This window comes from Microbacterium awajiense (assembly GCF_039536545.1).
In the GTDB taxonomy this organism is placed as follows: domain Bacteria; phylum Actinomycetota; class Actinomycetes; order Actinomycetales; family Microbacteriaceae; genus Microbacterium; species Microbacterium awajiense.
The window spans coordinates 1,749,556-1,761,585 of sequence record NZ_BAAAYU010000005.1 but is presented as its reverse complement, the minus strand read 5'-3'; the positions used below and the strand labels follow the sequence as shown (position 1 = coordinate 1,761,585).

Here is a 12,030-nt window from a genome sequence, read left to right as displayed (position 1 = left end):
TGTCGTAGGCTCAGGCACCGTGGCAGCCGGCGCGACGATGTACAGCTATGCGATCACCCTCGCCGATGTCGATCGCGGCGTGTACGAGGATCTGAGCCTGCGAGTGGCGCGGCATCCGTCCGAGACCGACGCGTTCATGGTGACCCGCGTGCTCGCGTACTGCCTCGAGTACGACGAGGGCATCGCGTTCAGCGAGGGGATCGCGGCGACCGACCAGCCGGCCGTCTTCGCCCGTGATCTCACCGGTGCGCTCACAGCCTGGATCGAGGTGGGTGCACCGGATGCTGCTCGTCTGCACTCGGGCAGCATGCAGGCCGCGCGGGTTGCCGTGTACACCCATCGGGATCCGGCCAAGGTGGCGGCGCCGTGGGCGGGCCAGCGAGTCCATCGGGCCTCCGAGATCAGCCTGTTCAGCTTCGACCCCGGTTTCGTCGAGGCGGCCGCCGCCGTGATCGAGCGACGCAACACGATGACCCTCTCGGTGACCGAGCGGCGGCTGTACCTGGAGGTGAATCGGGTGACGCTGGAGTCGGAGATCCGCGAGCGCGGGCTCGTGTGATCTCGACGACCGGATGCCGCACAAGGGGCGACGCCGTTCCGGGATACCGGGCGCGGAGTCGCCGCCCGCTCAGCGCGCGTGGGTGGAATCGTACGCCACTCGGGCGGCCTCGATCTGCGGGCGGTTCTCGATCGCCCAGTGGGCAAGTGCCATCGCGTGCACGATCAGCGTGCCTCCGAGGCTCGTGAGCTCGTACTCCACGCGCGGCGGCACCTCAGCGTGGACGGTCCGCGTGATCAATCCGTCCCGTTCGAGTTGCCGAAGTGTCAGAGTCAGCATGCGCTGCGAGATTCCCGGAATGTGGCGCTGAAGCTCGGTGAATCGCCGTCTCTCGTGCCGCAGTGTGCCGATGACCAGGAGGGACCACTTGTCGCCGATCCGATCGAGGACGTCGCGGACCGCGCGTCCGTGCTCGGTGCCGGCAGCACCGTCCTCGCACGTGCGCTCGTAGTCGGTGGTCGCCGGTTCGCTCGGATCCCTGCGCGTGCTCGCCATCGGGTGTCACCTTCTTACATCGGTGTGCCTTTTGCACCGCACCTCGAAATCACACATGATGAGGTTGCTTACGAACAGTAACAGACCGCACTGTCCCACCCTGGAGTGTCATGATCATCGCCCTGTGGATCCTCAACGCCCTGCTCGCGCTCGTCTTCATCGCCGCAGGCATCATGAAGATCGCCAAGTCGAAGCCCGCTCTCGTGGAGGGCGGAATGGGCTGGGCAGAGGACTTCGCCGACCCGACGATCAAGCTCGTCGGCATCGCAGAGCTGGTCGGCGGCATCGGCCTGATCCTGCCGCTGCTCACGAACATCGCGCCCATCCTGACTCCGATCGCAGCCACGGCCCTGGCCGTCGTCATGGTCGGCGCGACCGTCGTGCACGTCCGCCGTAAGGAGAACGCCTCCCGCACCGTCGTGCTCACCGTCCTCTCCGCGGCGAGCGCGGTGCTCGGCTTCCTCGTCGTACTCTGACCGCGACCGTGGACGACGGATCGTCGTCACGCGCCGATCCGCTCGGCGCAGGGCACGCACCGCCTCGCGGTCGGTCGCGCCCGGAGCCGTTCGCTCGGGATGCCGCGTCCACACCCCTCGCAGCGGCCGTACTCGCCGGCATCCCAGCGGGCGACGGCTTCGTCGATCTCACACAGGTCGCGCTCGGCGGCGATGCGGAGCCCTTCGATTCGTTCCCACTCCATCGACAGCGTGACGCCTTCGGGGTCGTGCTCGTCGTCGGCGGTCTCGGCGCCACGGTCGCGGCGAAGGTCGGCCGCCGCCTGCTGCAGGGCGTCCCGGCGCGCGAGCGCATCGTCGCGCACGCCCGCGAGGAGCACGCCGAGTGACGCGCGATCCGGGCGTTCAGGCATCCTGGACCGCGTACCGGTGCAGCGTGACACCCCCGGCGTACGTGCCCTGCTCGAGCAGCTCGAGCCGCACGGGCGCGCTCACCGCGTCGAACATCGGCCGACCGGCGCCGAGGATGACCGGATGCGTGAAGATCAGCACCTCGTCGAGCAGACCGGCCCCGAGCAGCTGCGTCGCGACGCCCGCTCCCCCGACACCGATGTCACCGCTGCCCTCCGCGCGAAGCTCACCGAGCCGCGCGAACGCGTCGTCGCCGCCGAACACGGTGGTGTTGTGCGGCGCCTCGGTGCGCTCGCGTGAGACGAGCACCTTCGGCTTGTCGGTCCAGATGCGACCGTAGTCGCGATAGACCTGGGGCAGCTCGGCGTTGTCGCGCGCCGCCGGCCAGAAGTTCTCCATCGTCTCGAAGACCCTGCGCCCCTGCACCATCATGGTGAGCGCTTCCGCACGCCCGTTGAACTCCTCGTGGAGCTCCTCGCCGATACTCATCCAGTCCCCGCCGCCGTCTTCGTTCGGCGCGTGCTCGATGAACAGGTCGAGCGAGACGTTCATCCAATACACGAAGCGTGCGGGCATGGGTTCTCCTTCGACGAGCGGGCCCGCACAGTCCAGCACACCGCCGACGCCGGCGCCAGGACGGATGCCTCCCGTCAGGGGTGGACGACGGACCGGTCGGCGCTCGCGAGCGCGGCCTCGAGTTCGGCGACCGTCAGCCGAGGCCCGTAGCCGGGCGTGCCGTTCTCGATGCGCCAGCTCTCGGCCGCCGTGCCGACGTCGACGACATCGAAGCCGGCGCCATCGACGAACGTCCGCGCCCAGGCCTTCGCCTCGGCGTCGTCTCCCGCGATCGCCAGCGCGCGCCGGTTCGGATCGCCGGCGGGCAGCGCCTGACGGGCGATATGCGCCGAGTAGATGTGGTTGAACACCTTCACGACCTTCGCGGTGGGCACGAGGTCCTGCAGCAGCCCGGTCGTCGTCGCGCGCTCCTCGTCGATCGCCGCGATGCGGCCGTCGCGTGACGGGTAGTAATTGTTCGTCTCGAGCACGATCTTGCCCTCGAGCCCGGCGGTGTCGATGTCCCAGATCGCGTGGAGCGGTATCGACACGACCGCGATGTCGGCGGCGGCTGCGGCATCCGCTGCCCACATCGTACTCGCCTTCGGGCCGAGCTCGGCGACCAGATCGTCGAGGGTCTCGGGCGCCCGCGAGTTGCTGAGCACCACGTCATAGCCCTGCGCCACGGCCACCCGTGCCATCGCGCTTCCGATCTTTCCTGAACCGATGAATCCGATCGTCGTCATGCTCGGCACCAACGCGTGCGACGAGTCGGTATTCCGGGCATCCGACGCCGCAGCCGACCCCGCCGACCCCCGCAGTGACGACAGGTAGGGTGGCGAGGTGACAGCGCCCGTCCCGTCGACCCCTCCCCCCGCCCCGCGACCGGGCGCCATCTACTTCATCGGACGGGTCGTCCTGCGACCGTTGTTCTGGCTGATCTACCGGCCCCGCGTCACCGGTCGGGACGACATCCCTCGGCGCGGACCGGTGCTGCTCGCGAGCAACCACCTGGCGTCGCTCGACACCGTCATCATCCCGACGTCGGCCTCGCGACCGGTGCAGTTCCTCATCAAGTCGTCGTACTTCACGCGCCCCGGGGTGCTCGGCCGCTTCCTGCGCTGGTTCTTCACGTCGATCGGCGGAGTGCCCGTGCACCGGGCCACCGGTCGGGATGCCCGTGCCGCCCTCGATGCCGGCAGCAGCATCCTTCGGGCCGGGAGCGTGTTCGCGGTCTTCCCCGAAGGAACCCGCTCGCGCAACGGCAGACTTCACCAGGGCCACGGCGGCGCGGCGTGGATGGCGCGCGACACCGGCGCGGCGGTCGTGCCGGTCGGTCTCATCGGCACCGGCACCGTGAAGCCCCTGGGCCACCTGTTGCCGGGACGGCCCCGTCTCGAGGTCCGCTTCGGAGAGCCGCTCGATCTCACCGACCTCGAGGACGTGCCCGACGGCAAGGCCCGTCGCGAGATCACCGAGCGCATGATGGCGGCCATCGCCGAGCTGAGCGGCCAGGAGCGCTCGGGCAGCGTCAACGCCGGCTCGCGCGACTGACCGGCCAGACCCGGACTACCCTCGACTTCCATGGGAGCACCACCCGGATGGTATGACGACGGCAGCGGCCGTCAGCGCTGGTGGGATGGCGAGCGCTGGTCGAACGACGTCGTCGACCTGCGCGAAGACCTGCCCGTGCTGCGCAACGACGCGGGCCCCGCGAACGCACCCGCCGCGCCCGCCGGGTGGCACGAGGTCGACGGCCGCCAGCGCTGGTGGGACGGCCGGCAATGGACCAACGCCTACCGCTACAGCGGCGAGGAGCGCGAGTTCGAAGGCGTCGTCGCCGACGGCCGGTGGATCCACTTCGGCGAGCTGAGCAGACCGGTCGGGCAGGTCGCGGCGTCCGTTCAGCCGGGTTCGAACCTGGTCGGTCGGTCGAAGCTGGCCAAGTCGCTCGCCTCCCGTGGCGCTCTCGCGCCCACCGGGCCGATCCCCGGACGCATGCTGAAGCGCGAGATCCGCCCCACAGCCGCCTACATGCTCATCGACTCCGCCGATCAGGCGTGGATCGTGCCCGTTCCGGCCGGTCGCGATGCCGACGCACAGGGATTCGTCGCCTGGGTGACGACCCTGTCGAGCCACTACCGCCACCGCGACTGACCCGGCATCCGCGGCACCGCGAGCTCACGGCTTGCGGAGGACCTTCTCCATCGGCCTGCCCTTCGCGAGTTCGTCGACGAGCTTGTCGAGGTAGCGGATCTTCTGCATGAGAGGATCCTCGATCTCCTGCACCTTCACCCCGCAGATCACGCCGGTGATCATCGATGCGTTCGGGTTGAGATCGGCGTCGGCGAAGAAGTCCTCGAACGTCGTGTGCTCGTCGAGGTGGCGACGCAGGTCGGCTTCGTCGAACCCCGTGAGCCACTCGATCACTTCGTCGAGTTCGGCGGTCGTGCGACCCTTGCGCTCGACCTTCGTCACGTAGTGCGGATACACCGCCGCGAACGCCATCGAGTAGATCCGGTGCATCACCCCAGGCTACCGACGGGCACCGTCACTCGTCTTCGATGAGGTGCAGCTGGGTGCCGTCCAGATCGATGAGATATCCGACGCGCCGGCCCCACTCCTGCAGAGCCACCGGGACGAGCCTGGGGATGCCGGTGGTTCGCTCGGGCACGCCGCTCGCACGCACCTCAGCGTAGAGGCCGTCGAGGTCGGCCACACGGATGCTGGCCATGTACCCGCTGGAGTACGGGTCGACCTCGGGCGCGGGGAAGAACTCCAGCCGCACGCCGCCGCGACCGAGGATCATCCAGCCGCCGTCTCGGTACCTGACCTCGAACCCGAACCGCCCGTAGAACTCGACGGTCGCGTCGAAATCGCGCGACGGCAGGTTGGGAACCGCGCGATCGGCCATGACCCGACGGTAGCCCACACCCACTCGGCGCGGCACCCCGCCCCCACAGGGCGCTGGACGATACGGTGCGGGCATGCCCGCTCGCAACTCCCGGAAGGCGCGCGCCGCACGTCGTCGCACGCGGCGGGTGGCGGCGTCCGGCAGCGATCTCACCGACGGGCAATGGCATCGCATCCTCGACGCATGGGCCCGATGCGCCTACTGCGGCGCCGAGGGAGCGGCCCTGCAGAAGGACTGCGTCCTGCCGATCTCGCGCGGCGGCCGGTACACGCTCGACAACGTGGTGCCCGCGTGTCGGTCGTGCAATGCCAGCAAGTGCAACGATGAGGTCACGTCGTGGATGCGGCGACGCCGGCTGGACGAGCCGACATTCCTGCTTCGGTGGGCGCAGGTCGTGCGCGACCTGCGGGACGCCCCGCCACCGGAGGAGTCCGAGCCGGCGATCAGCCGCCGAGCACCGGGAACGCCGTGATCAGTGCACTGAGGACCGCCTGCACGCAGATAGCGAGCAGGATGAGTCCGAACACCTTGGTGAACACCGACATGCCCTGCTCGCCGAGCACCTTCATCAGCAACGGCGCGAGGTACAGCACCACGGTCGTCAGGATCGCCACGATGGCGACGATCGCGACTCCCCACGCGTAGTCCTCGAGGGTGGAGTGGTCGTGCGAGAAACTCACCATCAGGGCGATCGCGCCGGGTCCGGCGAGGACCGGAAAGGCGAGCGGGACGATCGCCGGCGAGCCATCGGTCGCTGCGACGGGCGACCCTTGCTTGGTTAACATCCCCCACGCGATCATCGCGACGAACGCGAAACCGGCGATCTTGAAGCTCGTCACGTCGATGTCGAACCACGCGAGGACGTACGTGCCGATCAGCAGCGACGCCAGCAGCACGACGAACACGCCGAGACCGGCGATGAGCGCGATGTGGCGCTGCTGCTTGACCGTCTTGCTCTGCGTCAGCGCGAGGAACACCGGCGACGTGCCGATCGGGTTCGTGAGCGTGAACAGCGCGATGCCCATCGTGATGAGCGTGGGCTCCGTGATCATCGATGTCCTCCCGGCACCGCGGCGATGACCTTCACGCTACCGAGCCGCGCGCCCCACGGCCAGAAACGAGCAGACGCGCCCGCGGGCCGCCCGGTCGACGAGGCTCCCCGGCCGCAGCCCACGACGACGTCACCGGACCGGTCACGGCGACACGCGGTCGACCGGACCGATCCGGTGCTGATGGCCACGGGCGTCGAACCCGCTGGCACGTCGGGATGTCAGAGAACGGCGCCGCCGACCGATGCGCAGTTCACGGCGGGTCGCGGATACGTGAACGACTGCGGTTCGCCGAAGGCGCTGCCGTCCAGGTTGAACTGCTGGAGCGTGACGGTCATCGTGCCGGCGGGCCGCGTATCCCACGCCGACCCGTCCGCCTTGTAGGCGGCCAGGCTCGTGTAGGCGGTCGACCCGAGCGCCTTGTCGAGCACGGCGTCGCCCCGGTACTTCCCGGTGTCGGTCCAGCCCTTGCCGCCGGTCGCTTCGATGCTCACCGTGATCGGACGGTTCGTGTGACCCGTCTTCCGCGCGAACACCGCGACGTACGGAGTGTCGCTGTGGCTCGTGCAGCCCACCTGGAAGCTCAGATCCGCCTTCGGCGTCTCGTACTTCACGATGTAGCGGCCGTCACTGATGACCGTGCCCGGGTACGCCGCGGCGCTCGCGGGCGCCGCGACACCCAGGACGAGCGCGCCTGCGGCAGCCAGTGCTCCCGCGGCCTTCGCGATTCTCTTCATTCCCTGCTCCCATTCCCCAGAATGTGCATACTGCGCGCCGACGCTCGCCGACGCATCGCCGAGTATAGGAACGGCACGTGAATCGTCCGTACCTCGAGAGCGACCCTGCGCAAAACCTTGCGCGATCCTGAGGATTCGGACCGGATCGTCCGAATCGGGCGCTCAGCGCCCGAGGGCGTCGACGATCGGCGTTTCGCCGCCGTTGAAGCGGATCGTGCGGCCGATGGTCGAATCGTCGGCGAGCACGGCGGCGATGACGGCGGCGACATCGGCACGCGGCACCGAACCCGATGTCGCAGCAGTCGCGTCGATCCGCCCGGTCGGTTCGTCGAGGGTCAGCGAGCTCGGCGCGACGATGGTGTAGTCGAGACCGCTCGCCCGCAGATGCTCGTCTGCGGCGGCCTTCGCCTCGGCGTAGGCGAAGAACGGGTTGTCGTCGGGCACGCCGTGATCGATGCGCGCACCGAAGTACGACACCATGACGTAGCGCTTGACCCCGGCCGCGACGGCCGCGTCGATCGAGCGGATCGCGGCATCCCGATCCAGCGCGTACGTGCGCAGCGGGTCGCCCCCGCCGGCACCGGCCGACCAGACGACCGCGTCGTTGCCGCTCACGAGATTCGTCAGCTGATCGAGGTCGAACGTCTCGACGTCGGCGACGAGGGGCGTGGCGCCGGTCGCGGCGACGTCGGCCTCGTGGTCGGGGTTGCGCACGACCGCGGTCACGGTGTCGCCGCGGTCGGCGAGCAGGGGTTCGAGCAGCAGCGCGACCTTGCCGTGTCCGCCGATGAGCAGGATGCGGGCCATGGGGGCTCCTTCCGGTCCGTCGTTCGAGCCTATTCGCTGGGGTCGCGGCGCGCGTCGTCAGCGCACGCGCAGCGCACCGCGGTCGAGCCGAACGCGGAACGACCGGACGTCTCCGACCTCTTCGCCATCGATCTCGAAAGCCAGGGGCCTGGGCAGATCGACGGCGATGCGTGTTCCGCACAGGTGTCGCGCGCTCTCGGAGTCGACCAGCGGCGCGTCCTTCTCGAAGAAACGGCGCACGCCGTTGTCCCACACGAACGACCGCACCGTGTCGAGCCAGCCCACCACGGTGTCGGCGCTCACAAGCAGCAGATCGAGCCGCCCGTCGTCGATCACGGCATCGGGCAGCAATGCGACGCCGCCCTGGATCGTGCCGCAGTTGCCGATCACGAGGGTGTGGCCCGACACCTGCTCCGGCTCGCCGTCGTCGAGGGCGAGCGTGAAGTCGACGACTTCTCCGTCTGAGACCGCGCGGCCGAGCGCCTCGACGTAGGCGAGCCAGCCGGCTTTGTCCTTGAGGTCTTCATCGGTCTCGACGAGCATGTTGGCGTCGAGACCGAACCCCACCATGACCACGAACGCGCGTTCGTGGTCGTTCCCGTCGCCGTCGAGCGAGATCCACCCGATGTCGATCGGCCGGTCCTCGGACTCGAGCGCACGCGTCAGCGCCTTCGCGACATCCCCCAGGGGCACGTCGAGATTGCGGGCGAGCAGGTTCCCGGTGCCCTGCGGCACGATCCCGAGCGCGGCCTGCGTTCCCGCGAGCACCTCCGCGACGGCGCGGACGGTGCCGTCTCCCCCCGCGACGACCACCAGCTCGGCGCCGGCCTCGAGCGCGCGCTGCGCTGCACCCCGGCCCGGATCGTCCGCCGACGTCTCGAACCAGTCGGCGGCGGCGCACGCGTCAGGGTCGACCGCGTCGAAGGCGTCGCAGAGGTCGTCCCTGGAGATCTTGACGGGGTTGTAGACGACGGCGAGGCGAGAAGGTGTCACACCGTCGAGTCTCGGGCCGGGTTGCGACAATGCGTGCCCCCTTGACACACACGCTCGTGAGGTCTACCAGCCCGACGAGCCCGGAGCGCCCTTGAACGGACCGACGATGTCGGGCGTGATCCACCCCCCGTAGAAGCGGCCCGGCTGCGGCTGCACGTCGATGCCCTCCAGCGTGCAGCGGTCCATCGGTGCGGGGTATACGGCGACACGGTCGGCGAGCACCTCGAACCCGGGAGTGGGCGTGGGGTAGGCCCACGCCGCACGCGGACGGCGCTCATCGCCGCCGTACACGTCGAAATAGCGCGCGGCGCCTTTGAACTCGCAGAACGAAGACCCGCCGCCGGGACGGAGCGCCCCCTCGGCGAAGTCGGCGACCGGCACGTAGTAGACGGGCGGATGGCTCGTCTCGAGCACCCGCACGACATCGTCGGTGTCGATGATGGTCTCGCCGCCGAGCTCGATGGTCAGCCGTTTCACCACCCGCTCGACGCGAGGCGGTCGCGGGTAGTCCCACACCGACTCCTGGCCGGCTTCGATGGGATCGGGTTCGGGATGCCGCATCCCTCCACGGTACGTCCGCCAGGGCGACCGGGGGCCGTCCGCCATCCACCGCCGTGGGTGCTCCGTCACCAGCGCGAGAAGCCGGCCAGCACCGCGTGCAGCAGCGGCACCGCCGAGACCCCCATCAGGATCCCACCCCACACGGGTGCCGTCGGCAGCAGCAGGATGCCTCCCACCAGCAGTCCCGCGAAGATCACCGCCGACACGGCGCGACGGCCCAGTCGCTCCAGTCGCCGCATCCGCTGATCGAGCTTCGGCGTCTCCACCGAGATGCGGCCGTCCTCGAGGCGGGTGAGCACGTCGTCGAGACGCTTCGGCATGCGGGCCACCAGCCCGGCGGTCGACACGGCCTCGCGCGCGAACGACCGGACGATTCCGCCGCTCTCGTCGCGCAGCAGGCGCTGGGCGTACGGCTCGACGGCATCCCAGATGTTGAACGTCGGATCGAGCGAGCTGCACATTCCCGACGTCAGCGAGATCGCCCGGATGACGAGCAGGAAGTTCTCGGGCAGCTGGAACGGCATGGATCGCATGGTCTCGCCGAACTCGACCGCGAAGTCCTGGAACTCGCGCGGATCGACATCGCGCAGCTCGGCGAAGCCCATGCCTCCGAAGCGGGCGAACAGCGCCGTGAGCACCCGCTCGAGCTCGTTCGTATCGGCGGAGGGCAGCAAGACCCCGACGTCCTGGAAGGCATCGACCAGCTGCCTGCCGTTGCGGGCGGCCACCGCGATGAGAACCTTCTGCAGGCCCTCGCGCAGGCGGGACGGCACCTCGCCCATCATCCCGAAGTCGACGAACGTCAACGTCCACGGCCGACCGTCAGCATCGGCCGAGCCGGACACCGCCGGCGTGACGAAGATGTTGCCCGGGTGCGGATCGGCATGGAAGTACCCCTTGCCGAACAGCTGGTCGAGCATGACGGCAGCGAACCCGGCCGCCACCTCCGACGGATCGATGCCGGCCGCACGCAGCCCCTCGACGTCGTTGATCTTGATGGCGGTGACATCCTGCAGTGTCAGCACCCGCCGCGTCGTGCGCTCCCACGCGACGTCGGGAGCACCCACGCGCGGGTCATCGGCGAAGTCGGCGTCGAAACGCTCGGCGTTGCTCGCCTCGTTCAGATAGTCGATCTCTTCGAAGCTCGTCACGGCGAACTCTTCGATGAGTCGCGGCAGGTCGACGTGATCCGAGACGATCCGCACCCGGTCCAGCCACCCGGCGACTTTGCGCAGAGCCGCGAGGTCGATCGCGACGATGTCGTCGATCCCGGGCCGCTGCACCTTGACGACGACGTCGGTGAACCCCGTCATCGCCGCATCCTCCTCCGACAGCGTGGCGCGATGCGCCTGCCCGAGGGATGCCGCGGCGACCGGCACCGCGTCGAAGCTCGAGAACGCCCGGTCGAGCGGCACGCCCAACTCGGCCTCGGCGAGAGCTCGGATCCGTTCGAAGTCCACCGGCGGCACCTCGTCCTGCAGCCCCTCGAGCTCCTTGGTGATCTCGGGCGGCAGCACGTCGAGCCGCGACGAGAGGAACTGCCCGACTTTGATCATGAGGCCGCCCAGCTGCACCGCCAGACCGTGGAAGTTGCGTGCGATCCGCTGAAGACGGCGCTCGCGGCCACGGGCGCCCAGCCGTGCCAGGCCGATGCGCGGCAGGATCAGCTCGTACCACCACGCCTGCGCCATGTAGCGCGCGGCGAAGCGCAGAATGCGGCGGTAGCGGGCGCGACCGCCGACGGCGTCGGCCATCATCCCTCCATGATGCCGACGCGCGGACGGCCGAGCGTCATTCGCGCGCGAGGATCGCGTAGAGCTTGCGCCGTGCCTCGTCGAGCACGGCGACGGCCTCGTCGATCTGCTCCTTGCTTCCGGTGCGACCGACCTGCGCCGCAGCCTGGGCGAGCTTCACCCCGGCCTTCGGGAGTGCGCCGGCGCGTGCGGCGTCCTTCATCCCGGGCGTCTCCCACGGTGCCGACTGGTCGGCGCCGGCATCGGCCTCGGCGCGCCCGGTCTCGGTGAGCGAGTAGACCTTCTTGCCGCCCGACTCCTCGACGGAGATGAGTCCTTCGTCGGCGAGCATCTGCAGCGTGGGGTACACCGAGCCCGGGCTCGGCTTCCACATGCCGCCGCTGCGCTCCTCGATCTCATGGATGATCTGGTAGCCGTGCATCGGCTCTTCACGCAGCAGGGCGAGCACGGCTGTGCGCACGTCTCCGCGGCCCATGCGGCTGCCCCCGGTGAAGCGCTGCTCGAAGCCCTCGCGCAGCTGGTCGAGTGCCTCCCACAGCCCTGACATGGGCCAGCCGCCCTGGCCTCCGGATGCACTCGAGCCGCCGAAGCCGGATCCGCCGGATCCCGATCCGCGCGTGCCGAACGGGTCCGAGCCGAACGTTGCGTTCATGGTCATGCTCCTCACTCGACGATATGCACCCGACACTCGGGCGATAGCGAACGATATATCGCTGAGACTACGCCTGCGTGCGCAGATC

At 69.4% G+C, this 12,030-nt stretch carries 18 protein-coding genes; 5 read left to right on the top strand and 13 right to left on the bottom strand.

Annotated elements, in window-relative coordinates; all coding sequences use genetic code 11:
- Positions 1 to 19 precede the first annotated feature (19 nt).
- Entirely contained in the window at positions 20 to 559 is a 540-nt protein-coding gene (locus ABD663_RS14870; RefSeq protein WP_344739894.1) for a YaeQ family protein, read from the top strand.
- 69 nt (positions 560 to 628) lie between these two features.
- Here ABD663_RS14870 and ABD663_RS14865 read toward each other — a convergent pair whose 3' ends face one another.
- Entirely contained in the window at positions 629 to 1,054 is a 426-nt protein-coding gene (locus tag ABD663_RS14865; protein WP_344739892.1) for a winged helix-turn-helix transcriptional regulator, read from the bottom strand.
- Positions 1,055 to 1,164: 110 nt separating this feature from the next.
- Here ABD663_RS14865 and ABD663_RS14860 point away from each other — a divergent pair, with 110 nt between their 5' ends.
- A complete protein-coding gene (locus ABD663_RS14860) occupies positions 1,165 to 1,530 on the top strand; it encodes a DoxX family protein (protein WP_344739890.1) in 366 nt (121 codons plus the stop codon).
- A gap of 26 nt (positions 1,531 to 1,556) precedes the next feature.
- Here the strand turns inward: ABD663_RS14860 and ABD663_RS14855 are convergent, their stop codons facing one another.
- From ABD663_RS14855 to ABD663_RS14845, 3 genes are all read right to left on the bottom strand, one after another.
- On the bottom strand, positions 1,557 to 1,922 hold the full coding sequence (locus ABD663_RS14855; RefSeq protein WP_344739888.1) for a TraR/DksA family transcriptional regulator: 366 nt from the start codon (positions 1,920 to 1,922) through the stop codon (positions 1,557 to 1,559).
- Positions 1,915 to 2,496 carry a dihydrofolate reductase family protein gene (locus tag ABD663_RS14850; RefSeq protein ID WP_344739886.1) on the bottom strand — a complete coding sequence of 194 codons (582 nt, stop codon included), beginning with the start codon at positions 2,494 to 2,496 and terminating at the stop codon, positions 1,915 to 1,917. Before ABD663_RS14850 ends, ABD663_RS14855 begins: the two co-directional genes overlap by 8 nt.
- Before the next feature lie 74 nt (positions 2,497 to 2,570).
- Positions 2,571 to 3,176, bottom strand: a complete 606-nt coding sequence (locus ABD663_RS14845; RefSeq protein WP_344739884.1) for an NADPH-dependent F420 reductase — start codon at positions 3,174 to 3,176, stop codon at positions 2,571 to 2,573.
- Between the two features lie 142 nt (positions 3,177 to 3,318).
- Here ABD663_RS14845 and ABD663_RS14840 point away from each other — a divergent pair, with 142 nt between their 5' ends.
- The gene (locus tag ABD663_RS14840; RefSeq protein ID WP_344739882.1) at positions 3,319 to 4,029 is read left to right on the top strand and encodes a lysophospholipid acyltransferase family protein; all 711 of its coding nucleotides are present in this window, start codon (positions 3,319 to 3,321) and stop codon (positions 4,027 to 4,029) included.
- A 30-nt stretch (positions 4,030 to 4,059) separates the two neighbouring features.
- A complete protein-coding gene (locus tag ABD663_RS14835; protein ID WP_344739880.1) occupies positions 4,060 to 4,632 on the top strand; it encodes a DUF2510 domain-containing protein in 573 nt (190 codons plus the stop codon).
- Between the two features lie 24 nt (positions 4,633 to 4,656).
- On the opposite strand, the gene ABD663_RS14830 is transcribed toward ABD663_RS14835, so the two are convergent.
- Positions 4,657 to 5,001, bottom strand: coding sequence for a DUF2200 domain-containing protein (locus tag ABD663_RS14830; protein ID WP_344739878.1), 345 nt, complete (start codon positions 4,999 to 5,001; stop codon positions 4,657 to 4,659).
- 25 nt (positions 5,002 to 5,026) lie between these two features.
- On the bottom strand, positions 5,027 to 5,389 hold the full coding sequence (locus tag ABD663_RS14825; RefSeq protein WP_344739876.1) for a bleomycin resistance protein: 363 nt from the start codon (positions 5,387 to 5,389) through the stop codon (positions 5,027 to 5,029).
- A 73-nt stretch (positions 5,390 to 5,462) separates the two neighbouring features.
- Between ABD663_RS14825 and ABD663_RS14820 the strand changes: the two genes are divergently transcribed.
- On the top strand, positions 5,463 to 5,861 hold the full coding sequence (locus ABD663_RS14820; RefSeq protein WP_344739874.1) for an HNH endonuclease: 399 nt from the start codon (positions 5,463 to 5,465) through the stop codon (positions 5,859 to 5,861).
- Here the strand turns inward: ABD663_RS14820 and ABD663_RS14815 are convergent.
- The 7 genes from ABD663_RS14815 to ABD663_RS14785 all read right to left on the bottom strand — a co-directional run bounded on the left by ABD663_RS14815 (position 5,833) and on the right by ABD663_RS14785 (position 11,942).
- Positions 5,833 to 6,441 (bottom strand): MarC family protein, encoded by a 609-nt coding sequence (locus ABD663_RS14815; RefSeq protein ID WP_344739872.1) that lies wholly within the window; start codon positions 6,439 to 6,441, stop codon positions 5,833 to 5,835. The genes ABD663_RS14820 and ABD663_RS14815 overlap by 29 nt on opposite strands.
- A gap of 218 nt (positions 6,442 to 6,659) precedes the next feature.
- Complete coding sequence (locus ABD663_RS14810) at positions 6,660 to 7,175, bottom strand: hypothetical protein (RefSeq protein WP_344739870.1); 516 nt, start codon at positions 7,173 to 7,175, stop codon at positions 6,660 to 6,662.
- A gap of 162 nt (positions 7,176 to 7,337) precedes the next feature.
- Entirely contained in the window at positions 7,338 to 7,982 is a 645-nt protein-coding gene (locus ABD663_RS14805; RefSeq protein WP_344739868.1) for an NAD(P)H-binding protein, read from the bottom strand.
- Positions 7,983 to 8,039: 57 nt separating this feature from the next.
- On the bottom strand, positions 8,040 to 8,975 hold the full coding sequence (locus ABD663_RS14800) for a diacylglycerol/lipid kinase family protein (RefSeq protein ID WP_344739866.1): 936 nt from the start codon (positions 8,973 to 8,975) through the stop codon (positions 8,040 to 8,042).
- 63 nt (positions 8,976 to 9,038) lie between these two features.
- Positions 9,039 to 9,536, bottom strand: a complete 498-nt coding sequence (locus ABD663_RS14795; protein ID WP_344739864.1) for a DUF427 domain-containing protein — start codon at positions 9,534 to 9,536, stop codon at positions 9,039 to 9,041.
- Between the two features lie 65 nt (positions 9,537 to 9,601).
- Positions 9,602 to 11,290: an ABC1 kinase family protein gene (locus ABD663_RS14790; protein WP_344740264.1), complete on the bottom strand. Its 1,689-nt coding sequence runs from the start codon at positions 11,288 to 11,290 to the stop codon at positions 9,602 to 9,604.
- A 37-nt stretch (positions 11,291 to 11,327) separates the two neighbouring features.
- Positions 11,328 to 11,942: a PadR family transcriptional regulator gene (locus ABD663_RS14785; protein ID WP_344739862.1), complete on the bottom strand. Its 615-nt coding sequence runs from the start codon at positions 11,940 to 11,942 to the stop codon at positions 11,328 to 11,330.
- Positions 11,943 to 12,030: the final 88 nt, after the last annotated feature.